Origin of the sequence: Anaerococcus sp. AGMB09787 (genome assembly GCF_022808955.1) — a bacterium.
Lineage (GTDB): Bacteria > Bacillota > Clostridia > Tissierellales > Peptoniphilaceae > Anaerococcus.
In genome coordinates, this window is the sequence record NZ_JAKZEY010000051.1 from 48,908 (window position 1) to 73,230 (window position 24,323).

The 24,323-nt window shown below is 35.3% G+C and carries 21 protein-coding genes; 14 read left to right on the plus strand and 7 right to left on the minus strand.

What is annotated here, in order from left to right; translation table 11 throughout:
• Position 1 precedes the first annotated feature (1 nt).
• The 6 genes from MUN42_RS08835 (at position 2) to MUN42_RS08860 (ending at position 7,809) form a co-directional block, all read left to right on the plus strand.
• The gene (locus MUN42_RS08835; RefSeq protein ID WP_243344454.1) at positions 2-1,480 is read left to right on the plus strand and encodes a lactate racemase domain-containing protein; all 1,479 of its coding nucleotides are present in this window, start codon (positions 2-4) and stop codon (positions 1,478-1,480) included.
• A 1-nt stretch (position 1,481) separates the two neighbouring features.
• The gene (locus tag MUN42_RS08840) at positions 1,482-2,651 is read left to right on the plus strand and encodes a diphosphate--fructose-6-phosphate 1-phosphotransferase (protein ID WP_243344455.1); all 1,170 of its coding nucleotides are present in this window, start codon (positions 1,482-1,484) and stop codon (positions 2,649-2,651) included.
• Complete coding sequence (gene nagA, locus MUN42_RS08845; protein ID WP_243344457.1) at positions 2,652-3,815, plus strand: N-acetylglucosamine-6-phosphate deacetylase; 1,164 nt, start codon at positions 2,652-2,654, stop codon at positions 3,813-3,815.
• Positions 3,815-4,711, plus strand: a complete 897-nt coding sequence (locus MUN42_RS08850) for a haloacid dehalogenase-like hydrolase (RefSeq protein ID WP_243344458.1) — start codon at positions 3,815-3,817, stop codon at positions 4,709-4,711. The genes nagA and MUN42_RS08850 overlap by 1 nt, the downstream gene beginning before the upstream one ends.
• Before the next feature lie 16 nt (positions 4,712-4,727).
• Positions 4,728-5,450 carry a glucosamine-6-phosphate deaminase gene (locus MUN42_RS08855; RefSeq protein WP_243344459.1) on the plus strand — a complete coding sequence of 241 codons (723 nt, stop codon included), beginning with the start codon at positions 4,728-4,730 and terminating at the stop codon, positions 5,448-5,450.
• 292 nt (positions 5,451-5,742) lie between these two features.
• Complete coding sequence (locus tag MUN42_RS08860) at positions 5,743-7,809, plus strand: glutamine synthetase III (protein ID WP_243344461.1); 2,067 nt, start codon at positions 5,743-5,745, stop codon at positions 7,807-7,809.
• Positions 7,810-8,193: 384 nt separating this feature from the next.
• Here MUN42_RS08860 and MUN42_RS08865 read toward each other — a convergent pair whose 3' ends face one another.
• From MUN42_RS08865 to MUN42_RS08880, 4 genes are all read right to left on the minus strand, one after another.
• Entirely contained in the window at positions 8,194-8,382 is a 189-nt protein-coding gene (locus MUN42_RS08865) for a DUF6440 family protein (protein WP_243344463.1), read from the minus strand.
• A 22-nt stretch (positions 8,383-8,404) separates the two neighbouring features.
• The gene (locus tag MUN42_RS08870; protein WP_243344464.1) at positions 8,405-8,731 is read right to left on the minus strand and encodes a hypothetical protein; all 327 of its coding nucleotides are present in this window, start codon (positions 8,729-8,731) and stop codon (positions 8,405-8,407) included.
• Positions 8,732-9,076: 345 nt separating this feature from the next.
• Positions 9,077-11,704 (minus strand): pyruvate, phosphate dikinase, encoded by a 2,628-nt coding sequence (ppdK, locus tag MUN42_RS08875; RefSeq protein ID WP_243344465.1) that lies wholly within the window; start codon positions 11,702-11,704, stop codon positions 9,077-9,079.
• Entirely contained in the window at positions 11,704-12,516 is an 813-nt protein-coding gene (locus MUN42_RS08880) for a pyruvate, water dikinase regulatory protein (RefSeq protein WP_243344466.1), read from the minus strand. Before MUN42_RS08880 ends, ppdK begins: the two co-directional genes overlap by 1 nt.
• Before the next feature lie 401 nt (positions 12,517-12,917).
• On the opposite strand from MUN42_RS08880, the gene MUN42_RS08885 reads away from it, so the two are divergent.
• Genes MUN42_RS08885 through MUN42_RS08895 form a run of 3 tightly spaced genes read left to right on the plus strand, consistent with a single transcriptional unit; the run spans position 12,918 to position 16,493 of the window.
• A complete protein-coding gene (locus tag MUN42_RS08885) occupies positions 12,918-15,557 on the plus strand; it encodes a valine--tRNA ligase (RefSeq protein WP_243344467.1) in 2,640 nt (879 codons plus the stop codon).
• Positions 15,557-16,294: a class I SAM-dependent methyltransferase gene (locus tag MUN42_RS08890; protein ID WP_243344469.1), complete on the plus strand. Its 738-nt coding sequence runs from the start codon at positions 15,557-15,559 to the stop codon at positions 16,292-16,294. The genes MUN42_RS08885 and MUN42_RS08890 overlap by 1 nt, the downstream gene beginning before the upstream one ends.
• The gene (locus MUN42_RS08895; RefSeq protein WP_243344471.1) at positions 16,287-16,493 is read left to right on the plus strand and encodes a cold shock domain-containing protein; all 207 of its coding nucleotides are present in this window, start codon (positions 16,287-16,289) and stop codon (positions 16,491-16,493) included. The genes MUN42_RS08890 and MUN42_RS08895 overlap by 8 nt, the downstream gene beginning before the upstream one ends.
• Before the next feature lie 203 nt (positions 16,494-16,696).
• Here the strand turns inward: MUN42_RS08895 and gltA are convergent, their stop codons facing one another.
• Positions 16,697-18,082, minus strand: a complete 1,386-nt coding sequence (gene gltA, locus MUN42_RS08900) for an NADPH-dependent glutamate synthase (RefSeq protein WP_243344473.1) — start codon at positions 18,080-18,082, stop codon at positions 16,697-16,699.
• Positions 18,069-18,911 carry a sulfide/dihydroorotate dehydrogenase-like FAD/NAD-binding protein gene (locus MUN42_RS08905; protein WP_243344475.1) on the minus strand — a complete coding sequence of 281 codons (843 nt, stop codon included), beginning with the start codon at positions 18,909-18,911 and terminating at the stop codon, positions 18,069-18,071. The genes gltA and MUN42_RS08905 overlap by 14 nt, the downstream gene beginning before the upstream one ends.
• A 128-nt stretch (positions 18,912-19,039) precedes the next feature.
• Here MUN42_RS08905 and MUN42_RS08910 point away from each other — a divergent pair, with 128 nt between their 5' ends.
• The 5 genes from MUN42_RS08910 (at position 19,040) to msrA (ending at position 23,434) form a co-directional block, all read left to right on the plus strand.
• On the plus strand, positions 19,040-20,812 hold the full coding sequence (locus tag MUN42_RS08910) for an ABC transporter ATP-binding protein (protein WP_243344477.1): 1,773 nt from the start codon (positions 19,040-19,042) through the stop codon (positions 20,810-20,812).
• A 90-nt stretch (positions 20,813-20,902) separates the two neighbouring features.
• Entirely contained in the window at positions 20,903-21,670 is a 768-nt protein-coding gene (locus MUN42_RS08915; protein WP_243344478.1) for a DnaJ domain-containing protein, read from the plus strand.
• A gap of 4 nt (positions 21,671-21,674) precedes the next feature.
• Positions 21,675-22,466 (plus strand): threonine/serine exporter family protein, encoded by a 792-nt coding sequence (locus MUN42_RS08920; protein WP_243344479.1) that lies wholly within the window; start codon positions 21,675-21,677, stop codon positions 22,464-22,466.
• Between the two features lie 9 nt (positions 22,467-22,475).
• Positions 22,476-22,952, plus strand: coding sequence for a threonine/serine exporter family protein (locus MUN42_RS08925; protein WP_243344480.1), 477 nt, complete (start codon positions 22,476-22,478; stop codon positions 22,950-22,952).
• Entirely contained in the window at positions 22,949-23,434 is a 486-nt protein-coding gene (gene msrA, locus MUN42_RS08930) for a peptide-methionine (S)-S-oxide reductase MsrA (protein ID WP_243344481.1), read from the plus strand. Before MUN42_RS08925 ends, msrA begins: the two co-directional genes overlap by 4 nt.
• A gap of 85 nt (positions 23,435-23,519) precedes the next feature.
• Here the strand turns inward: msrA and MUN42_RS08935 are convergent, their stop codons facing one another.
• Positions 23,520-23,987: an IS30 family transposase gene (locus tag MUN42_RS08935; RefSeq protein ID WP_243344482.1), complete on the minus strand. Its 468-nt coding sequence runs from the start codon at positions 23,985-23,987 to the stop codon at positions 23,520-23,522.
• Positions 23,988-24,323: the final 336 nt, after the last annotated feature.

The following is a 24,323-nucleotide window of genomic DNA, read 5'->3' on the forward strand; positions in this document are numbered from 1 at the left end:
AATGAAGTTAGAATTTGAATACGGTAATGGTATGATGAGCGCAAATTTACCAGATAATACTGATGTATTTATTCCTGGTGAGACTGTAAAAGATCCTCCTTATATACCTGAAGATAAATTAGAAGAAGCATACTTAGAATCTTTACACAATCCTGAAGGAAATATAAAACCTATAAGTGAATTAGCAAATAAAGATACCAAAGTTACAATAATATTTCCTGATATAGTAAAGGGAGGATTACAAGAAACTTCCCATAGAAAATTATCTATTAAGTTAATATTAGAAGAGCTAAAAGAAGCAGGAGTTAAGAAAGAAAATATCTTATTAATTTGTTCAAATGGTCTACATCCAAAGAATACAAGGGAAGAAATTTATTCAATATTGGGAAAAGAAATTTTTGATGAATTCTGGTACACAAACCAAATTATAAACCATGATAGTGAAGACTATGAGCACATGGTATATCTTGGCAAGACAAAAGAACATGGGGATGATGTTTGGCTAAATAAATATGTTTATGATAGTGACATAGCTATACTAATCGGTCATAGTCAAGGTAACCCTTATGGTGGATATTCAGGAGGCTATAAACATTGTGCTACTGGATTAAACCATTGGACTTCCATAGCTAGCCACCATGTACCTCAAGTTATGCATAGGGATGATTTTACACCAGTAAATAATAATTCCTTGATGAGACATAAATTTGATGAGATTGGTTACCATATGGAAAAATCTATGGGTCATCATTTCTTCTGCTGTGATGCTGTTTTAGACACTTACTCTAGACAAATTGAGATCCATTCAGGTACAGCAGCTGCAGTACAAGAAAGCTGTTGGAAAATGGCAAATAAGAGAACTTATGTTCCTTTTGCTGAGAAAAAATATAATGTAATGGTATTTGGACTACCTCAAAACTTCCACTATGGAAATGGTATGGGAACTAACCCTATTATGCTTATGCAAGCTATATCAGCTCAAGTAGTAAGACATAAGAGGGTTATGGCTGATAATTGTGTAATAATTGCTTCATCAAAATGTGACGGCTTCTTTAATGATATGCGTTGGCCATATCTAAGAGAGTTATATGATATATACCAAGGTAATTATATGCAAACATTGCCTGATCTAAATAGATTAGGAAGATACTTTGCAACAAACGAAGAATATATTAGAAAATATAGGTTTGCTAATGCCTTCCACCCATTCCACGGATTTTCTATGATATCTAGTGCCCACATAGCTGAGAAAAACACAGCTGCTATCTATATAGTAGGAGCACAAGAGCCAGGATATGCAAGGGGTATGGGACTTAAAACAAGAGCTACTTTTGAAGATGCCCTAGAAGATGCTAAAAAAATCGTAGGAGATAATCCTAATATCTTAGCACTTCCAAAAACATTCAAACTATCAGCTGTTCACCTTATGATGAAGGATGATGAGTATCCTACAACACCAGATTATAAGGAATTTAAATAATATGAATTATTTGATAGTTCATGGTGGGGGTCCTACTGCTGTAATAAATGCTTCCTTGTATGGCTTAGTTAAAAGACTAAAAGAAGAAAAATCAACTGAGCATATATATGGAGCAATAGGTGGAATAGAAGCTATATACTTTAAAAATTATGTAGATTTTGCAAAGGTAAATAAATTTGAACTAGAGAGCTTGCTTTATACACCTGCTAGTGCCTTGGGATCCTCCAGATATCCTCTGGATGATGAGGAATATGCTAGATTAGCCAAGGAGCTAAAAGAGCAGGGAATAGATGCCGTTTTCCTAAACGGTGGAAATGGAACTATGAACACTTGTGCTAAACTAAGTGATGCGGTTAAAGCTTATAATATTAAAGTCATGGGTGTACCCAAAACCATAGATAATGACATTGCCATAATTGACCACAGTCCTGGCTATGCATCGGCTGCAAAATTTGTAGCAAATACAATATCTGAAATTTCTGTAGATATTAAATCCCTTCCTATCCACGTATGCATAGTCGAGACTATGGGTAGAAACTCTGGCTGGTTAGCTGCATCTGCATCGCTTGCGAAATCTGAATTCATAGATGGTCCTGATTTCATTTACACACCAGAGAGGGACTTTGATGAAGATACTTTCTTAAATGATGTTTCCAATTTATGGAATAAGAAAAAAGGAATACTTGTAGTAGTGAGCGAAGGTTTAGTAAATAAAAATGGAGATACAATAGTTCCGCCGATCTATAAAACAGGTAGGTCTGTATATTATGGAGATGTAAGCTCATACTTATCCGAATTAGTAATTAAAAATCTTGGCATAAAGGCAAGAAATGAAAAGCCAGGCCTTTTAGGTAGGTGCTCTATCTCAACTAGGTCAAGGGTAGATGTAGAAGAAGCTATAATAGTTGGTAGAAAGGCAGCTGATGCAATAATCGCCAACAAGAGTGGCTATATGGTTGGAATAATGAGGGAAGATGGTGAAAATTATAAAGCTAATTTCCCACTTATACCAATAGAAGAAATTAATGCTCCAGAAAGAAAGATGCCAGATGAATTTATAAATGAATCAGCAAACGGAATTACAGAAGACTTCATTAAGTGGGCTAAGGATATAGTAGACTTTCATCCCTACGATTATGTGTCATATAACAAAAATGAGAGGAGTTTATAAATGTCATATTATGTAAAAGCAAAGAATATAGTTTTGGAAGATAGGCTTCTAAAAGACTCCTATCTAAAAATAAACGATGATGGGACCTTTGGAAGAGTTCTAAAGGAGATACCTAAGGATAGTAGAGTTATAGATTATTCAAATTATACAATAGCACCGGGACTTTTTGATACCCATATCCATGGTTATGGTTCATATGATGTGATGGACAATGACTTTGAAGGTCTAAATTTGATGAGTGAAAAGCTCCTATCATGCGGTGTAACAAGCTTTTTGCCAACAACCCTAACAGATAGTTTTGAAAAAACTACCAGTGTTCTAGAAAATATAGCCAAAAACTACAAAAAGATAGAAGGTGCCAAGATCCAAGGAATTTTCTTGGAAGGACCATTCTTTAGCGAAAAGTTTAAGGGAGCTCAAAATGAAAAATACATGAGTCCCCCATCAATCGATAAATTAGCTAAATGGGATGAGGCTTCTAACCACCTAGTTAGAAAAATTGCCATAGCACCAGAATTAGAGGGAAGTGTTGACTTTATTGATTGGGCAGTAGACCACAATATCTATGTGGCCTTGGGTCATAGCGATGCTACCTTTGAAGAAGCTAAGGAGGCAGTAGATCATGGAGCAAATATCTTCGTCCACACCTTCAATGCTATGAGCAACCTTCTTCATAGACATCCAAGTATGGTCGGTGCAGCCTTCTCACTAGAAGATGTTTATGCAGAATTAATTTGTGATGGCCACCACAACCACCCATACTCTGTAAATGCCTTACTAAGGGCGAGGGGGATTGACCAAACAGTTCTTATAACAGATTGTATGAGAGCCGGTGGAATGGGTGAGGGGGAATCTTCTCTAGGAGATTTTGCTGTAACAATTAAAGATGGAACAGCCAAATTAAAGGGAACAGATACCCTAGCAGGATCAATCCTAGAGCTAATCCTAGCCGTAAAAAATATAGTGAAGTGGGGCTTTGTATCCTTTGATGATGCTCTAAGAATGGCATCCCTATATCCAGCCAAATCAGTTGGGGTAGATGACCTATGTGGTAAGATCGCCTACGGTAGAGATGCTGATTTTATAGTAGTAGATGATGAACTAAACCTTATAGCTACTTATCTTGATGGTGAATTAAGGTATGAAGAAGGTGAGAATAAATAATGAAAAGATTATTAGACAGTGTTGCAAGTGAAATTTTGGCCATGGATAGGGAAGAGCTTTTAGAATCAATAAAATTATCTGAAGGTCGTACCATCTTATCAGAAAATAATGTAGTTATTACCCAATTCCAACCAATGATTACAAATAGTGAGATAGCAAGAGCTTTTGGAGCTGACCTTATCTTATTAAATTGCTTCGATGTTTTTAACCCAAAGATAAAGGCGATTGACCCTGCAATAGAAGAACCAGTTAAATATCTAAAAAAATTATGTGGTAGACCGATAGGACTTAATCTTGAGCCAGTGGATTATAAGGCAGAGATGGGAGAAGATAGGGATGATATTGTTAAAGGTAGGATATGTAGTGAAGAAACTGTAAAAAAAGCCAATGAGCTTGGATTCGATATAGTTTCCCTAACAGGCAATCCTAGTACAGGAGTATCAAATAATTCCATAGAAAAAGCAATTGAATTAACGAGAGCTAACTTTGATGGCATAATCATAGCTGGTAAAATGCATGGGTCAGGTGTTAATGAGCCAATCATAGATGAAGATACAGTTAGGAAATTTATTAAGGCAGGAGCTGATGTAATCCTCCTTCCAGCAGTAGGAACCTTCCCTGGAATTACAGTCAACTTTATAAAAGACCTTGTTGATATAATCCACGCAGATGGAGCACTAGCTATGAGTGCCATAGGAACAAGTCAAGAGGCTTCTTCAGTCGAAACAATTCGTCAAATCGCCCTACTAAATAAGATGACTGGGGTAGATATCCAACATATAGGAGACCATGGCTATTCTGGACTTGCTCCATATAGAAATATTTTAGAATTATCAATAGCTCTAAGGGGAGAATCCCTCACACTAAGAATGATAGGATCATCAGTATTAAGGTAAAAGAAAAGAGGTAAATATGAAAATTTTAGTTACAGATGGCAATCCTAGCGGAAGTAAGATAGCATATCAAATTATAAGAGATGAAGTAGATAAAGGATCAAAAGTCTTTGGCTTTGCAACAGGTATCGCTCCAGAAGAAACATATAGGTTACTTAGAGAATCAGATGTAGACTTTTCTGATAGGATATCCATAAACCTTGATGAATATGTAGGACTTGCTGACGACCATGTTCAAAGTTATCATTACTTTATGAACAAACACCTATTTAATGCAAAACCTTTTGCCAAGTCTTATATACCTGATGGACTAGCTGATCCTGAAGTAGAAGTAAAAAGATATGATAAAATTCTTGAAAAAAATCCAATTGACCTTCAAATACTAGGACTAGGTGTTGATGGACATATAGCTTTCAATGAACCAGGTACACCATTTGATAGCACAACCCACGTTTCATATCTAGATGAGTCAACAATAAAGTTTAATAGTCAACTATTTAATTCAATTGATGAAGTTCCTAGATCTGCTATCACTATGGGAATAAAATCAATTATGGATGCTAAGAAAATAATCCTCTTGGCCTTCTATGAATCAAAGGCTGAAGCTATCTATGAGATGGTAATGGGTCCTGTAAGTAAAGACTTGCCAGCAAGTATTTTACAAAACCACCCTGACACAACCCTAATCCTATCAAAAGAATCAGCCAAATTATTACCTGAAGATAAAAAGACCTACATGTAAAAAAAAGACTGCCTTCTAAGCCCCGTTGATCATTGATTGACGGGGTTTATTTTATTGAATACAAAGGATATTTCCGCAAAATTGTTACTAAATACCTTTAAGACCATCGACTGTTTATATATTTTTATATCATATCAAAGATGAAATTAAGTATTATCAAGTTAGGAATATACATTTAATAGGATATAGTGATATAATATTATTGTTTTTTCGATGTAAAATTTTATGTATATATATTTAGAAATTATGCTATAATAAAAATGAAGTATTAGAAATTAAAGAAAGGTTATATATGAATTTAAAAGAATTTGGAGTCTTAGCTTTTGACAAAAAAACAATGAAGGAAAATGTACCCTATCCAGTATATCTAAAACGGAAAGAAGCAGCAAGAAATAATGCTAATCTTGATAAAGAAACAGCTGATTCTATTGCACATGCTATGAAATCATGGGCTATATCAAAAGGAGCTACTTCTTATACTCATTGGTTTCAACCCCTAAATGGAAAAACTGCAAATAAAAAAACAGCCTTTTTAAATAGGGATGATAAGCATAATCCTATAAATAGATTTTCAGGAAATGAACTTATAAAGGGAGAACCAGATGCTTCATCATTTCCATCTGGAGGAATGAGATCTACTTTTGAAGCAAGAGGCTATACATATTGGGATCTTACTGCAAATTCTTTTATAGAAGATAAGGTCTTATATATACCATCGGTTTTTGTATCGTTTTATGGCGAAAAACTTGATAAAAAATTACCCCTAATAGAGTCAATGAATAGGGTGAGTAAAGAAGCAACAAGACTATGCAATTTATTTTTGAAAGATCAAAAAACTTATAGGGTCAAAGCAAAGATAGGATTAGAGCAAGAATTTTATCTAATAGATAAGAAATATTTTGATAGGAGAATAGACTTAGAATATTGTGGAATGACCCTAGTTGGCAGGGACCCTATGGTGGAAAAAGAGCTTGTTTCTCACTATTTGGGCGCAATCCCTCAAAGAGTTAATGACTTTTTTGAGGACGTAAATGAAAAATTATACCAGCTTGGTATATATATGGAGGCAGAGCATAATGAAGTAGGTCCAAACCAATTTGAAATAGCTATAATGTATGAAAATTGTAATATTTCTGTAGATAATAACCAAATTCTTATGCATATTTTAGAAGAAACTGCCTTAAAACATAATCTTGTCTGCCTTTTAAAAGAAAAACCATTCAAAAATATGGCTGGAAGTGGTAAGCATAATAATTATTCCTTAGCTACAAATTATGGGAAAAACTGTTTTTCTCCAGGAAAAGATCCAAAAAATAATATCCTCTTTTTGTTGTTTTTATCAGCTATGATTAAGGTATGTAATGAATATCAGAGCCTTATTAGAATAGCATCATCATCAATAACAAACGATTATAGACTTGGTGGAGATGAAGCGCCACCTTCAATAATTTCGGTTTTTATAGGAAACGACCTAGAAGATATTTTAAAATCTATAGCGGAAGATGACTTTAAGCAAAAGGAAAAAAATAATAAGTTAAAAATTCCCCATCTTGGAGAATTAGAAACTGATTCCTCTGATAGAAATAGAACTTCTCCAATAGCCTTTACTGGTAATAAATTTGAATTTAGGATGCTCGGTTCTTCAAAATCTGCATCAGACTTAAATACTCTAATAAATCTTGCTATGTCTAAGGTGATAAAAGATATTGCAGATAAGTTAGAAAATGTAGATGATAAAGACTTAAAAGAAGAGTCTTACAAAATTGTAAAAGACATATACAATGAAAATAAGAGGATACTTTTCCAAGGGGATGGTTATTCAAAAGAATGGATAGAAGAAGCTAAGAAAAGAGGTCTTCAAAGCCATGAGAGCTTCTTGGAAGCTATCTTATATGCTAAAAAAACAAATGCCTATAAAATTTATGAGGATGAAAAAATATTTTCTCATAAGGAGATATCATCAATTATTAATGTAGAATTTGAGGAAATATGTAAATTTTTCTCATCCCAACTTGAAATATTAAACAATATGATCTACCAAGAAATCCTTCCATCAGCCATGAAGGAAATAAAAAGAATAAATGAATATGTATCATTTGTTGATAACAAAAAATTAAGTCAAAAAGCCATAAGGATAAATGAAAAAATAGAAAAATTATTAGAATATGGGGAAGAGATTCCTAATATATTAAATGAATTTGAAAATATAAATGGTATCGAAGAAAAGGCAATATATATACAAAAAAATACTAGGATAATTTCTGAAAACATAAGGGAAGTATCAGATTCCCTAGAAAATGAAATATCAAGGGAAAATTACTCTATGCCTAGGTATGTTGATATGCTCAAATCTTTATAAATTAGACAAAAAAATATTAGATACAAAAAACACCTTCTGATTTAGTCAAGAAAGACTAGCAGGAGGTATTTGTGTTTAAAAATACCTATACCACAAGTGTAGATGTAGTGATACAATAATTTGTCATAACGGATGTAGACATGTTTGAAGAAAATAGAATAAAAAAGACAAATCTGTCTAAATTCATAAAATTTTTAATAGCTAATTAATAAAAGTATAAAAAAACAATATTTCTAAATAACAAAGCCCTACAAAAGAGCTTCTACTAAGCCGTGGTAAATATATCAGGAAAGTGATTAGTAAATATATATATTAAAAGTATCAACCTTACTCTGATTAGTTTTAGGTTGATACATAAAATTATTTACAGACCCTAGATTTGAATTACTTATCCAACTTATCGATTACTACCTTACCATTCTCATCTAATAAAGGTGTAATCCCTAAAGGAGTAGTACCTACAGTTATTAAATAATTTACACCTGTTTGGGTATCTACTACAATCTGGATGGCTCCCAAACCAAAGTTTTCATCAGATTTTAATTTAAATCTTTTTTCTTTTTTATCAAACATTTACTTTTCTCCACAAATTATTTTATTCAATAACCGATATGTAATCCACAGAATCTATTCTAAAAACACTAATTTTCTTTTCCCTATTTTTATCTAGGTATTCTAGTTTTATCCATTCTTCATCGGTTTCTAATATTAGACCTTCAATTTCTGCTTTGCCTACAAGGGTTAAAGCTTCATCTGTATTTATTAGGCATTTTTTGTTAACTAATCCTTGAATTACCTTAGACATCCCTCTTTCCTCCTGATTTTGTCTAGTTTGTTTCTTCACTAATTTGTTTAGTTTTTCAAATTTTTCATTAAGGGAAAAGTATATTACGACTAGCCCTAATAAAATTATCCAATTCATCATCTTCCTCTATTTTAAAATACACAAAGAGATTTGCTTAGTAGGTCATAGATATGAATATCCAAAGATTAGCTTCTAGTTAAATTTTTTATATTGCCTCATAATCCTAAAAGCAAGATTTGTTTCTATATAAATCACCAAGCGATCGTTTGTTTTATTATAAATATATAGCTCTTATTTTTATTTTGTCAAGGCTATGATTTTCTTGGTAGTATGATCTTATAAAGATTTGGGTTAGGATTTATTCGTTATGGTTATTCTATTTATTAGCTAGGGCAAATTTTCTCAATAGAAAAAGGCCATGGATTTTATCCAAAGCCTCTTTTATTTGTAAGGTTATCTTTATTACTTGCTTTCTTTTTCGATTGCAGCTTGTGCAGCAGCAAGTTTTGCTATTGGAACTCTAAATGGTGAGCATGATACATAGTCAAGTCCTACATTGTATAGGTATTTAACTGTTGATGGTTCACCACCATGTTCACCACAGATTCCTAGGTGAAGTTTGTCGTTTGTATCTCTACCCTTCTTAACAGCAGTTTCTACTAAGAATCCAACACCCTTTTGGTCTAGTACTTGGAATGGATCTCTTTCAAGGATTCCCTTGTCGATGTATGATGGTAGGAATTTACCAGCGTCATCTCTTGATAGACCGAAGGTCATTTGTGTTAGGTCGTTTGTACCGAAGCTGAAGAAGTCAGTGATTTCTGCAATCTCATCAGCTGTTATAGCAGCTCTTGGGATTTCGATCATTGTACCTAGTAGGTAGTCAACTTTATCTCCTGTTTCTTCAAATACTTTTTCAATTTCTTCTACTACTGTATCTTTTACAAGTTTAAGTTCTTTAACTTCACTTGATAGTGGGATCATGATTTCAGGAACTACGTTAATTCCGTCTTTCTTGCAGTGAAGAGCTGCTTGGATTATAGCACGTGCTTGCATCCTAGCTATTTCTGGATAGATAACGGCAAGTCGTAGTCCTCTAAATCCTAGCATTGGGTTAACTTCGCTAAGTTCAGCTATTCTTTCTTTAACAGCTGCTACTTCAAGGTTTAGTTCGCTAGCAAGGTCTGCTATTTCTTTTTCTCCCTTTGGTAGGAATTCGTGTAATGGTGGATCTAGAAGTCTAACTGTTACTGGTCTTTCTTTCATTAGTGAGTAGATTTGATAGAAGTCATCTTCTTGCATTGGAAGGATTTTTTCTAGGGCAGCTTCTCTTGTTTCAAGATCGCTAGCTAGGATCATTTTTCTAACTTGGAAAATTCTGTCTTCTTTAAAGAACATGTGTTCTGTTCTACATAGACCAATACCTTCTGCACCAAATTCTAGAGCTTGTGCAGCATCTCTTGGTGTATCAGCGTTAGTTCTAACCTTCATATCTCTATATTTGTCAACCCATTCCATGAATGTTCCGAAGGCACCCTTGAATTGTGGTGGTTGTGTTTCTAGAGCTGTATCATAGATAGCACCAGTTGATCCGTCGATTGAGATTACATCTTCTTCTCCGTAAACTTTATCTCCAACTTTAACTGTTCTTTCTTCTTCACTTACACGAAGTTCTCCAGCACCTGCTACACAGCATTTACCCATTCCTCTTGCAACTACGGCAGCGTGGCTTGTCATACCTCCACGAGCTGTAAGGATACCGTTAGCAGAAATCATACCTTCTAGGTCTTCTGGTGATGTTTCTTCACGAACGAGGATTACTTCTTCGCCATCTTTTGCTCTTTGAGCAGCTTCTTTAGCTGAGAAGCAGATTTTACCTACTGCAGCTCCAGGGGAAGCAGCTAGTCCCTTAGAAATAGGTTCGTTATCTGCTAGGGCTTTTTCTGTAAATGTAGGGTGGAGAAGACCGTCTAGTTCTTTTGGTTCGATTCTTAGAACAGCTTCTTTTTCATCTATTAAGCCTTCATTTACCATATCAACTGCTACTTGAACAGCAGCTTGGGCAGTTCTCTTACCATTTCTTGTTTGAAGTAGGAATAGTTTACCATCTTGGATAGTAAATTCCATATCTTGCATATCTTTGTAGTGTTCTTCTAGTGTTCTAGCTGTGTTTGCAAATTCCTCATAAACTTCAGGCATCATGTCTTGTAGGGTGTTGATTTCTTTTGGAGTTCTTACACCGGCTACAACGTCTTCACCTTGAGCGTTCATTAGGTATTCACCGAATAGTTTGTTTTCTCCTGTAGCTGGGTTTCTTGAGAAGGCAACACCAGTTCCTGAGCTATCTCCCATGTTTCCGAATACCATTGTTTGAACGTTAACAGCTGTTCCCATTGAATCATCAATTTCGTTGATCTTTCTGTATAGGATAGCTCTTTCGTTGTTCCATGAAGCAAATACTGCGCTAACAGCCTTGTTTAGTTGGTCTCTAGGATCTTGTGGGAAGTCTTCTCCCTTTTCTTCCTTGTATACAACTTTGTATTTTTCTACAACATCTTTTAGATCTTCTTCTGTAAGTTCGTTATCAGTAGATACTCCCTTTTCTTCTTTCTTTGCACTAAGTACTTTTTCAAATTTATTCTTGTCAATTCCCATTGCTACGTCAGAGAACATTTGGATAAATCTTCTGTATGAGTCGTAAGCAAATCTTGGATTTTCAGTTCTCTTAGCAAGGCCAAGTACTGCATCATCATTTAGTCCTAGGTTAAGGATGGTATCCATCATACCAGGCATTGAGATTGGAGCACCAGATCTAACTGAAACTAATAGAGGATCTTCGTTGTTTCCGAAAGTTTTTTCGTTTTTAGCTTCAAGGTCTTTGATATGCTTTGAGATTTCTTCATTTAGTTCATCCCAAAGTTTTTCACCTTCTTCATAGAATCTAGCACATGCTTCTGTAGTTACTGTAAATCCATAAGGAACATTAATTCCCATTGATGACATTTCAGCGAGGTTGGCTCCCTTTCCACCTAGAAGGGATCTCATTGACATATCGCCTTCGTCAAAATTATAAACGTATTTTTCGCTCATCATTCTTTCCTTTCTAACAAATTGTTTTTTTGAAGACTGTTGATAATAATATCAGAAGTTTCCTCTATAGACCTATATGTTACATCAATTATTGTAGCATCTAAATCCTTCATAAGCTCTTCTGCATACTTAAGCTCAGCTTCTATCCTATCCATGGAGGAGTAAATAGAATTGGTAGATAACTTAAGGGTCTTGAGCCTTTCATTTCTTATCTTTTTTAAAACGTCCTTATCTATAGTTAGTCCAAATATCCTTTGAGGATTGATTTCGAAAAGTTCTCGTGGTGGATTACTATCAATTATCAAAGGTACATTTGAAACCTTAAGCCCCTTACTAGCTAGATACATAGATAGGGGAGTCTTAGAAGATCGGGAAACTCCAATTATTGCAATATCGCAAAATTTTAGACCTCTAAAATCAGCACCATCGTCATATTTTAGGGCAAAATCTACTGCTTCTAACCTATTAAAATGATCGCTATTATAGGCGTTGATAAATTTTGCATCCTTCTTAACCTTTTGGTTGAGAATATTACTTAGGGAATTGACAGAAAATCCCATTATATCGATGGCATCGATCTCATAAGTCTTAGTAAAATTATCGATATATGCGCTCATCTTAGAATCTTGAAATGAGTGATAGATTATTATATTTTCTTTAGGTATTCCATTTAGTATACTAGAAAGTGTCTCTAGATCCCTAACTTCGCTTTTGACATGGATATCTACTTCTACATCAAAAAAGTTGAGAGAAAAATTGACAATTTCTGATATAGCAAGTCCCGCTGTATCTGAAATAATATAAATATTCAACTACCTATCACTCCTTATCTTTGATCCTGTTATTATTATAACCTATTTTGAAAAATATTAAACTATGTAGAAGAAAAAGAATAGGATTTTTTAGGAAAATTCTAGTTATTAAATCTAAAAGTATTTTACTAGGACACGTTGACAAAATATATTATAAACCTATAATGATAATATAATTTTAATAGGAAAGCAGTAAAAGAGGAGTAGGAAGCTAGAACTCATAGAGAGAAGATGGTTGGTGGAAATCTTTAGTTGGACCTTTTGAAGGTTGCTTTTACTTATGCTTTATGTTGGCACACATTAGTGCAAAGAGAGTCTTTTTAAGAAAATTAGGTGGTAACGCGATAATTCGTCCTATGTCGTTACCACCTTTTAATTTAAGAAATTTTAAGGAGATAATAATGGATACTAAATATAATCCTAGTCAATTTGAAAAACAAATTTATAAAAAATGGGAAGACAATGGTTACTTTAAGGCGAAAGTTAATAGGAATAAGAAGCCTTTTACAATAGTTATGCCTCCACCAAATGTAACGGGCTACCTTCACCTGGGCCATGCCCTAAATAACACTATCCAAGATATTATCATTCGTTATAAGAGGATGAGGGGATACGAAGCCCTATGGATACCAGGCACAGACCACGCATCTATTTCTACAGAAAGCAAGGTAGTAGAAAAAATTGCCAATGAAGGCAAAACCAAGCAAGACTTGGGTAGGGATGGATTTTTGAAAGAAGCCTGGGACTGGACAGAGAAATACGGTGGTAGAATCAAGGAACAACTTAGAACCATAGGAGTTTCTTGTGATTGGGACCACGATTCCTTCACCATGGATGAGAACCTAACCAAGGCTGTAAGACGTGTCTTCAAGAAAATGTATGATGATGGACTAATTTATAGGGGAGATAGGATAGTAAACTGGGACCCTATGGCAGAAACAGCCATCTCTGATGCAGAAGTATACCACGAAGACCAAAAGGGTAGCCTTTGGTATATAAAATACTTCTTTGAGGATAGTGATGAATATATTACAATAGCAACAACAAGACCTGAGACCATGTTCGGGGACTTGGCAGTAGCAGTTAATCCAGAAGACGAAAGATTTAAGGATAAAATCGGCAAAAACTTGATCTTGCCACTAGTTGGAAGAAAAATCCCACTAATAGAAGATGCCTACGTAGATATGGAATATGGTACTGGACTTGTAAAAATCACTCCATCCCATGACCCTAACGACTTTGAAGTAGGAGCTCGTCATGACCTAGGTCAATGTATAGTTCTAGATTCCAAGGCCCGTATAGTAGAAGGCTATGGTAAATATTCTGGTATGGATAGGTATGAAGCTAGAGAGGAAATTCTAAAGGACCTAGAAGAAGAGGGCTACCTAATTAAAACTGAAGAAATCGAGCATGCTGTAGGATATTCTGAAAGAAGCAAGGTAGTAATCGAGCCAATAATATCCAAGCAATGGTTTGTAAAGATGGAAGACCTTGCTAAGCTTTGTATAGAGGCCCTAGATGATGGCAAGGTAAAACTAATCCCAGAATCCCTATCTAAGACCTACATGAACTGGCTAAATAACATCAGAGACTGGACCATCTCCCGTCAACTATGGTGGGGTCATAGGTTGCCAGTATTCTATACAGATGATGGGGAAGTTATAGTTAGTGAAGATGATCCAGATGAAAATGGTATGCTAAACGGCGTACACGTTACCCAAGACGAGGATACCCTAGATACTTGGTTCTCATCAGCCTTATGGCCTTTTGCAACCCTTGGTTGGCCTGATACAAATGAAGAGCTAGACTACTTCTTCCCAACAGATATCTTGGTAACAGGCTACGACATAATCTTCTTCTGGGTAATAAGGATGATCTTCTCATCAATGTATAACACTGGAGAAGTTCCTTTCCACCATGTCCTCTTTACAGGCCTTATCAGGGACCCTCAAGGAAGAAAGATGAGTAAGTCCTTGGGCAATGGAGTTGACCCAATAGAAGTAGTTGACAAGTATGGTGCAGATGCCCTAAGATTTACCTTGATTACTGGTAACTCACCTGGAAATGATATGCGTTATGACGAAAAGAGAATACTTGCAAGCAGAAACTTTGCTAACAAACTATGGAATGCTTCAAGGTTTGTCTTGATGAATATAGAAGATAGTGATGACTTGACCTTTGATGGGGAAAATCTAGAACTAGAAGATAAGTGGATCCTTAAGAGATTAAATGATGCCATAGCAGAAGTATCTACCAACCTAGAAAAATATGAAATTGGCCTTGCAGCATCAAGGATTGAAGATTTCATTTGGAATGAATACTGCGACTGGTATATAGAATTTGCCAAGATTAGACTATATGGAGATGATGAAGAAAAGAAGGCCAATGTAAAGAAAGTCTTGCTTTATGTACTCAAGAATATGCTCATCCTTCTTCATCCATTTATGCCATTTATAACAGAAGAAATATACTCTGCTATTCCAAACAAGGACGATATGCTAATAGTAGAAGAATGGCCAGAATATAGGGAAGACTTTAACTTTGAAGTAGTAGAGGCCAATGTAAACTCAGTTATTGATGCCATAACAGCTATTAGAAACCAAAGGGCAATCCTAAATGTCCCTGCAAAGAGCAAGCAAAAAGTACAAATCCTAGTGGAAAAGGAAGAAAATATAAAAATCCTAGAAGACTTGAAGGATGAATTTGTAAATCTTGCTAGTGCAAGCCAAGTAGAAGTAATCAAAAATGATGGAGATGACACTAGCGAAGAAGATGGAGTAATCAAGCTTGTCTTCAACGAATTCCTAGTTTACCTATCCCTAGATGAACTAGTTGACTATGAAAAGGAAAGAGCAAGACTAAAAGAAGAAATTAAGAAGCTAGAAAGTGAAATAAAGAGGGCTGAGGGCAAACTATCAAACCAAGGCTTTGTAAGCAAGGCTCCAGAGGCAGTAGTAAACAAAGAGAAAGAAAAACTTGTAAACTACAAGGACCTATTAGAAAAAACAAAACTTTCCCTTGAAGAAATAAAGGATAAATAATGTATGAGGACTTTGCCTATATCTATGACAAACTAAGTTTTGATATAGATTATGAGAAATATGCTCAAAATATCAAGGACCTATGCAAGAAACACCAGGTAGGTAAGGAAAATATGCTGGAGCTAGCAACTGGCTCCGGCATGCTTACCAGGCACTTCTTTGATGACTTTGAAAAAATAGATGCCCTAGATATATCACCAGATATGCTCAAGGTCTTTGCCCAAAAATACGATGCGGACAATGTAAATCTTATCTACTACGATATGGTAAGCTTCATTAATGAAGACATCTACGACCTAATAGTAATCCTCCTTGATAGTGTCAACTATGTAACAGAGAAGGAAGAGCTGATAGAATTATTCGAAAATTCCTACAAGAACTTAAAGGATGATTCCCTCCTAGTTTTTGATATAAATTCCGAATACAAAATCAAGGAAATCTTTGGGTCAAACTGCTATGTCTACGAATACGAAGATATCTTCTATACCTGGGATAACTTCTTTGAGGATGACCTATGTGATATGCACCTAGACTTCTTTATAAGAGAAGAAGGGGATACCTATAGGAGGATTAGGGAATTTCAACAGGAAAGACTATACAAGGTCGAAGAAATAAAAGAAATTTTGGAAAAGATTGGATTTAGCCATATAGAAATCTATGATGAAGATGACATGGGCGATGTCAAGCCTGATACAATGAGAATTTTATTTAGTGCAAAAAAGGAGAAAAATGAGTAAGGGAGAGGTTAAAACTTTTGATAACAAAAGAGGCTTTGGCTTCATAAAATGGGAAGGAGAAGACCTATTTGTCCACTTTTCTGATATAGAATCGGATGAAACTTACAAAACCCTCTATCCTGGCCAAGTCGTAGAATTTGAAAAAATAGAAGGACCCAGGGGGGACCAGGCAGTCCATGTTAGGATAGTAGAAAAATAATTTACCAATAGCAAGGACTAAGGAGTCTAAGATTAAAAAATGAGCCCCTAATGGAGGACTCTTATTTTTCTAATTGTTAATTTTAAGAATTAAGACCTAGCTAGTAAAGATTTTATTTATCAAAAAATATAATATAAATTTAGTCAAAAAAAACTGACCTCATATACCACAAGGGCTACGGGGTCAGTTGTTTTTATCTTCTATTATTTATTCTCTAAATACTTGTCTATATTTTCAGCGGCTTTTTTACCTGCTCCCATGGCAAGGATTACCGTTGCCGCACCACTTACAGCATCTCCTCCGGCAAAGACACCATCTTTTGTAGTCATTGTTGTATCATCTATTATGATGCCACCCCAAGATTCTGTTTCTATATCATCATTGGTTTGTTTGATAAGTGGGTTTGGAGATTGGCCTATGGCGATTATTACAGAATCAAATTCATATTCTTCATATTCGCCTGTAGGGATTGGTTTTCTTCTGCCCGAGCTATCAGCTTCTCCTAGTTCCATTTTTTCAACTTTAACTGCTTTAACCCATCCGTTTTCGCCTTCGATTTCTACAGGATTGTGGAGGTTAAGGAAATTGATTCCTTCTTCTTTAGCGTGGTGACTTTCTTCTATTCTAGCAGGCATTTCTTCGAATGATCTTCTGTAAACTACTGTTACATCTGCACCAAGTCTTTTTGCACTTCTTGCAGCATCCATTGCTACGTTACCACCACCTACTACGCAGACTTTCTTTCCTACATGGACAGGTGTGTCATATTCTGGGAACTTGTAGGCCTTCATTAGGTTCATTCTTGTTAAGAATTCGTTAGCAGAATATACTCCGTTTAGGTTTTCTCCTGGAATGTTTAGGAATTTAGGAAGTCCAGCACCAGTTGATAGGTAAATTGCTTCGTAACCCTCATCAAATAGGTCTTGGAGGGATAGGGTTCTTCCAACTATTGTGTTAGTTTTTAGTTTAACACCTAGGCCTATTACGTTCTTAAGTTCTTTTTGAACTAGGGTTTTAGGAAGTCTAAATTCTGGGATACCATACATAAGTACCCCACCGGCTGCATGGAAGGCATCAAATAAGGTAACCTTGTAACCAAGTTTGGCAAGGTCAGCTGATGCACTAAGTCCTGAAGGGCCTGCTCCTACTACTGCTACCTTTTTGTTCTTGCTTGCTACTTCTACTGGTTTGTGGTAGTCTTTGTTGTTTCTATAGTCTGCTACAAATCTTTCAAGTCTACCTATTGATACAGGCTCGTCCTTGATACCCCTAGTACATTTACCTTCACATTGGTTTTCTTGTGGGCAAACTCTACCACAGATTGCAGGAAGATTGTTGGTTTCTGCTATCTTATCGTAGGCGCTATCTAGGTCGCCAGCAACGATTAGTTTGATAAATTCTGGGATTTGAACTCCTACAGGGCAGCCTGAAACGCAAGGTCTATTTTTACATTGGATACATCTTGTTGCTTCTTCTTGAGCCATTTCCAAACTATAGCCTAGAGTTACCTCTTTGAAGTTTTTATTGCGTTCGTTGGGATCTTGTTCTGGCATTGGAACTTTTGTTTTTGCCATATTAAATTTCGCCATTTCTTACCTCCCCTGTAATTCTACAAATATGTTCTCTTTCCTCTTCTAGGTAGTTTCTTGACCTATTCATAGCTTCATCAAAGTCAACCTTGAATCCGTCAAAGTCAGGACCATCTACACAAGCAAATTGCATTTTGTTATCTACTGTAAGTCTACAGCAACCACACATGCCTGTTCCATCTACCATTATAGAGTTCATACTTACTGTTGTAGGTATGTTGTGAGGTCTAGTTACATTAACAACATTTTTCATCATGATAACTGGTCCAATTGTTAGGACATGATCGTAAGTTTTGCCTTCGTTGATTTCATCTTCTAGGACTTGAGTTACAAAACCTTGTCTACCATATGAACCATCGTCTGTTGTTATGTAGAGGTTATCTGAACATTTTTCTAATTCGTCTTGTAATATAATTAGATCTTTATTTTTAAATCCAACTATTACATCTACATTTGCTCCTATGTCATGTAAGTATTTAGCTTGTGGATAAGCAATTGCTGTACCAAGGCCTCCACCTACAACGCAGACGTTCTTTCCTTTTAGCTCATCAAGCTCGGTTGGCTTTCCTAGTGGACCTACGAAGTCCAAGAAGCCATCTCCAGCCTTTAGATTATTCATTCTCATAGTTGTTCCACCGACAACTTGAACTACTATAGTTACATTTTCATCATCTGTATCTGAAATAGTGAAAGGTACTCTTTCTCCTTTTTCATCAAGTCTTAGTATAATAAATTGTCCAGGTTTAGCTTTTTTAGCGATTTCTGGAGCTTTTACGACAAATTTGATTGTGTTGTCGTTTAAATTTATTTTTTCAATTATTCTAGCCATCTATATCCTCCTATATTTATCCTACTTAAAAAATTTTAAATGACAATTTTTAAACAATAGTAATTTCTATGAAATTAAGTTAAGAAAAAGTAAAATAGTATTTGTAAACTATAAGAAGAGGAGGAGTAATGCAAGAAAAAAGCAAATATTCTAATAAGGAATTGATGAAGAGATTTTTTCCTTATTATAAACCATATAAAAAAGTTTTAATCATAGATTTGATTTCTGCAGCCTTGACCACTGTAAGTCAATTAGTCTTGCCTATGCTACTTTCCTATCTAACGGATTGGGCTCAGCTAGGACTACTTGATCTACCAAGAGTCGTTAAAGTTGCAATTATTTATGCTATTACAAAGCTAATTGAAATAGTAGCGAGATTTATCATGCAATCCTTTGGTCATATCATGGGAGCCTATATAGAAAAAGACATGAGAAGAGATGTCTTTACCCATCTTTTGACCATGGATACGGAGTTTTTTAATGAGACCAAGATTGGTCAACTTATGACAAGGATGACTACTGACCTTAATGAGATTACAGAGTTCTCCCACCACGTACCAGAAGAATTTTTGGTAGGAGCCATCAAGCTTTTCATATCCTTTACGGTTTTGTTGACTATAAATTGGAAGCTAGCCCTAATAATTTATGCCCTAGTTCCAGTTATGTATATAGTATCTCGTAAGTCTAGAAGTAAGTTTAGACAAGCGACTATGGATACCAAAAGGCAAGTTGGCGCTATTAATTCAGGTATAGAAGATACCTTATTAGGAATTTCTGTTGTAAAATCTTTTGCCAATGAAGATGCAGAAAAAAGAAAGTTTGCCAAGGAAAATCAAAAGTTTACTACTATAAAGAAGATTCAATATTTTGCCATGGCATCTTACTTTATGGTGAAGGATACTTTCTCAGGACTAATGTATACCTTGTTGATTCTAGTCGGAGGACTCTTTGTTATAAAATCATATATCAGCCCTGGAGACCTTATAGCCTTTACCATGTATTTGAATATGTTGGTTGCAACAATTGAGAGGTTAATCAACTTTACAGATACCTACGAAAGAGGAGCTACTGGCATCGAGAGATTTGTCGAAATAATGGATCTTGAAAATGAAATCTTTGACCATGAAGAAGCCGAGGAATTATCAGATGTTAAGGGTAAGATAGACTTTGAAAATGTCTACTTCAAGTATCCAGGTACAGGATCTGATGAAGACTATGTATTAGAGGATATGTCCTTCTCAATAGATGTAGGAGAAAATATTGCCCTAGTAGGTCCTTCAGGTGGAGGAAAGACCACAATATCTAAGTTGATTCCTAGATTCTATGATGTCCTTGATGGCTCTATTAAGATCGATGGAGTAGACATAAGAGATTTAACCTTAGAATCACTTAGGGATAATATAGGCATAGTCCAACAAGATGTCTACCTCTTCTCAGGAACTGTTAAGGATAATATCAGATATGGTAAGGAAGATGCAAGTGATGAGGAGATAAGACAAGCCGCTGAGCTTGCAGGAGCTATAGAATTTATTAAGGACTTGCCATATGGCTTCGATACCTATATAGGAGAGAGGGGAGTCAAGCTATCAGGTGGTCAAAAGCAAAGAATTTCTATCGCTAGGGTATTCCTAAAGAACCCACCTATCCTAATCCTTGATGAAGCAACTTCTGCTCTTGATAATAAGTCAGAGGCCATAGTCCAAGCCTCTCTAGAAAAATTAAGCAAGGGAAGGACAACCCTAACTATCGCCCATAGGCTATCAACAATTATAAATGCTGATGAGATTTTAGTTCTAACCTACGATGGCATAGTAGAAAGAGGCAACCACAAGGCTCTTCTTGATAATAAAGGAGTATATTATAACCTCTACAATTCAAATAACACTGACTTGTTTGGTTAAAATTAAGTAATATTAAGAGAAGGCTTCGGCCTTCTTTTTTTGTGAATTTAAGTATCTAAAGTGTATAATCTTTTTATGTGAGGAGTTTATATGGCGAAAATATTTGGTAAATTGTTACACTATCTGGCTAGGGGGCTTTCGAGTGTATTCAATCTTTTGATAAATTTAATGAATGCTATAGTTATGACCTTTGAGGGGATTAGACAACTATTTGTGGCAGTATTTATATTTGGTTGCTCTGCCTTTTTCTTCTTTCCCTTCCTACTAATAGCCCTACCTATGGAAATATGGATCCTATTATTTGTGGTAATCATCATACCTATCCTAGGACCAAAATTTATTTCCTTTATTAGGTATGCCAACTACACCCTAACCGAGTGGCTCTTTGATAAGAGTGAATCACTTATTAGTGGCAAAAAAGTAGGATATGATTCAATTTCTGATTATTCAAACAAGTACAGGGAAGATGCTGAGAAGGAGCGAATTAGAAAGGCCAAGGAAGAAGCAAGAGCTAGGGAAGAAGAGATGAATAGGCGTTTTGAAGAATTTTTTGGAGGCTTTAGCTTTGGAAACTTTCAAGATGCCAAATGGCAAAATTCCTATGGACAAAATACCTACACCAATATGGCCTATGATGTGGGTTTCAAGGAAAAATTTGAAAAAGCTTGTGATACCTTGGGCCTAGATTATAATACTGACATATATCAGGTAAAGTTAAACTATAGGAAACTTGCAAAGAAATACCATCCTGACATCAATAAGGAAGAGGGGGCCAAGGAGAAGTTCCAAGAAATAAATGATGCTTATGCATTCTTAACGGAAGAAAATATAAATAGGTACAATAAATCTTTTAGGTGATAAAATGGAAGTTGCAAAAAATACAATTCAAAATATGGATGAGGCTGTAGTCCTATCCGAGATAGCCTGCAATGCTGGAGCAATCATTCTACAAAATGGTGCAGAGATCTATAGGGTAGAAGATACAGTTGAGAGGATAATAAAAAGCAAGAAAAACGTAATAGATGTGGATGTCTATTCCACTTCCAATGTAATAATAGTGTCTTTTTCTTACAATGGAGAGATCCATACCAATGTAAGAAGGGTTAAATCTAGAAGAAATAACCTTTATTATATAGACAAGGTAAACACCTTCTCTAGAGAATTTGTTAAGGGGAATATGTCTTTTGAAGAGGCTCTCCTGGAACTTGAAAAAATAAAAAATGACCCAGGCCAACCCTTGCCCTTTCAAATATTTGGCTCTGCCCTATCATCTGGAGCCTTCTTGCTCCTCTTGGGAGGATCCTACCAAGACATGGTAATTTCCTTTTGTGTAGGACTTATGTCCTATGCTATAAGCCATATCTTCGAAAAGCGCAACGTAGGATTTTTTGTGATTAACTTTATAGCAGGTCTTTTGGTAAGCTTTTTGACAATCTTAATCTCAAGATTTGTACCTGGTGTTGAAGTAAACAAGGTAGTTGTTGCATCAATGATGGCTTTTTTGCCAGGAATAATGGTGACCAACTCAATGAGAGATCTTATGAGTGGGGACGTAACCAGTGGAATAACAGGAGCCACCACTGCCTTTCTCATATCCTCTGCCCTAGCAGTTGGAGTAGCTATACCTATCACCCTATCTACCTATTTAATGTAAGGAGGAACTATGTTATTTCAATTTATAGTTTCAATGCTATCAGCTGTAGGCTTTGCTCTAGTCTTCCAAGTACCTAAAAAAGCCCTCTTGGTATCCAGTCTAAATGCAGGGGTTGGTTGGATAATATATAAGATAGTAATCTACTATACTGGATCAAATTATATGGGGACCTTCTTTTCAGCCTTTGTAATTTCATTGATATCAGAAATTTGCGCTAAGCTATTTAGACACCCATCCCTAATATTTATAGTGCCAGGAGTAATTAACCTATGTCCTGGTGAAGCTATATATGATACGATGAAAAATTTTGTAAACAACCAATTCCAGAATGTAATCCTATTATTATTTAAGACCGTGGCTCTTGCAGGGGCTATTGCATTTGGAATAATCCTATCATCAGTCTTTTCATCCAATATGAAAAACTTCAAACTAAGAAAAACTAAGAGAACCAATTACCTTAAAATATATAAAAGGAGGAAAAAATGAAACAAAGAATATACCTAGCAGGGGGGTGCTTTTGGGGAGTAGATGCTTACTTCTCACAAATAGAAGGAGTAGTAGAAACTGAAGTTGGCTATGCAAATGGCAATAGCGATGATACCTTCTATGAAAACCTCAAAAACTCCGACCATGCAGAAACAGTTAAAGTAACATACGATGATGAAATAATTAATTTAGAAAAAATTCTAGAATACTTCTATTATATCGTTGATCCCTTCTCAATAAATAAACAAGGAAACGATAAGGGTCGCCAATACAGGACTGGAATATATTCAAATGATGAAGCAACCCTTGACCAAGTAAAAGAATTTCTAGCAAATAAACAAGAGAAGGAAAGAGAAAAAATTCAAATAGAAGTCGACCCATTACAAAACTATGTAGTAGCAGAAGACTACCACCAATTCTACCTAAAGAAAAACCCTACAGGCTATTGCCACATTGACCTAAGCGATAGGCCAGACTTATAAAATAATAGCTAAAGAGCGAATGACTTAGCTAAGTTCAAACATTCGTTCTTTTTTATTTGATGAATTGCAAATAATATTGCGACACCTAAACCAAACTAAGTTCGTGCATAAATAAATCAAATGGAGTTTGATACCCAAGGCATTTTCTAGGTCTAGTATTAAGCTCCATTAAGTTTCTTATTAGCTCATTAACAGATATTTTGGATAAGTCTGTCTTCTTAGGATAATACTCTCTCAATAAACCATTAGAATTTTCATTGCTTCCTCTTTGCCAAGCTGAATACGCATCGGCAAAGTAAAAGTCTATCCCTTGTTTTTCAACATCTTCATAGCAAGCAAATTCTTTGCCTCTGTCAGATGTAAAGGTCTTTAATGCTTCTAATGGCAAAGAGCTGATTAATTTGTTAATTGATTTTAACATCGAGTTTTTACTTCTATCCGCCATAGGCAAGGCAATATAAAATCTAGTTTTTCTTTCTACAAATGTTGCTAGGCAGCCTTTACTTTTACCTCTGGATAATACAACTGTATCTAATTCCCAATGACCAAAGATATCTCTATTTTTTACTTATTTAGGTCTTTTGCTTATTGATTTACCTATGTTAAACCTACCTCTTGTTTCTTTGGCTTTTCTTGATTTCCCCTTTCTTCTTAGCTTAGAAACATCAAAGTCTATAACTCCTGAGTAAATCCGATTATATATTATTTAAAGTAGACAAGGTCTTTACATATAGTGTTTGCTATTTGTTCGGGAGAGCGCTTCTTATGAAGTTTTCAGATATGGATTTAGTAATATTATCATTCGCTTTTAGTTTCCTGCCTTTAGATGATGATTTTTCAATTTTATCTTTTTGGGCATAGATAGCTTCATACTCATGACCACATCTTT

Coding starts and splice junctions, on each gene's coding strand:
- ppdK (WP_243344465.1), bottom strand. CDS start 11,704: ATGAGCGAAAAATACGTTTATAATTTTGACGAAGGCGATATGTCAATG.
- msrA (WP_243344481.1), top strand. CDS start 22,949: ATGAAACAAAGAATATACCTAGCAGGGGGGTGCTTTTGGGGAGTAGAT.
- MUN42_RS08850 (WP_243344458.1), top strand. CDS start 3,815: ATGAAAAGATTATTAGACAGTGTTGCAAGTGAAATTTTGGCCATGGAT.
- MUN42_RS08890 (WP_243344469.1), top strand. CDS start 15,557: ATGTATGAGGACTTTGCCTATATCTATGACAAACTAAGTTTTGATATA.
- MUN42_RS08855 (WP_243344459.1), top strand. CDS start 4,728: ATGAAAATTTTAGTTACAGATGGCAATCCTAGCGGAAGTAAGATAGCA.
- MUN42_RS08920 (WP_243344479.1), top strand. CDS start 21,675: ATGGAAGTTGCAAAAAATACAATTCAAAATATGGATGAGGCTGTAGTC.
- MUN42_RS08860 (WP_243344461.1), top strand. CDS start 5,743: ATGAATTTAAAAGAATTTGGAGTCTTAGCTTTTGACAAAAAAACAATG.
- MUN42_RS08925 (WP_243344480.1), top strand. CDS start 22,476: ATGTTATTTCAATTTATAGTTTCAATGCTATCAGCTGTAGGCTTTGCT.
- MUN42_RS08885 (WP_243344467.1), top strand. CDS start 12,918: ATGGATACTAAATATAATCCTAGTCAATTTGAAAAACAAATTTATAAA.
- MUN42_RS08835 (WP_243344454.1), top strand. CDS start 2: ATGAAGTTAGAATTTGAATACGGTAATGGTATGATGAGCGCAAATTTA.
- MUN42_RS08905 (WP_243344475.1), bottom strand. CDS start 18,911: ATGGCTAGAATAATTGAAAAAATAAATTTAAACGACAACACAATCAAA.
- MUN42_RS08895 (WP_243344471.1), top strand. CDS start 16,287: ATGAGTAAGGGAGAGGTTAAAACTTTTGATAACAAAAGAGGCTTTGGC.
- MUN42_RS08870 (WP_243344464.1), bottom strand. CDS start 8,731: ATGAATTGGATAATTTTATTAGGGCTAGTCGTAATATACTTTTCCCTT.
- nagA (WP_243344457.1), top strand. CDS start 2,652: ATGTCATATTATGTAAAAGCAAAGAATATAGTTTTGGAAGATAGGCTT.
- MUN42_RS08910 (WP_243344477.1), top strand. CDS start 19,040: ATGCAAGAAAAAAGCAAATATTCTAATAAGGAATTGATGAAGAGATTT.
- MUN42_RS08915 (WP_243344478.1), top strand. CDS start 20,903: ATGGCGAAAATATTTGGTAAATTGTTACACTATCTGGCTAGGGGGCTT.
- MUN42_RS08865 (WP_243344463.1), bottom strand. CDS start 8,382: ATGTTTGATAAAAAAGAAAAAAGATTTAAATTAAAATCTGATGAAAAC.
- gltA (WP_243344473.1), bottom strand. CDS start 18,082: ATGGCGAAATTTAATATGGCAAAAACAAAAGTTCCAATGCCAGAACAA.
- MUN42_RS08840 (WP_243344455.1), top strand. CDS start 1,482: ATGAATTATTTGATAGTTCATGGTGGGGGTCCTACTGCTGTAATAAAT.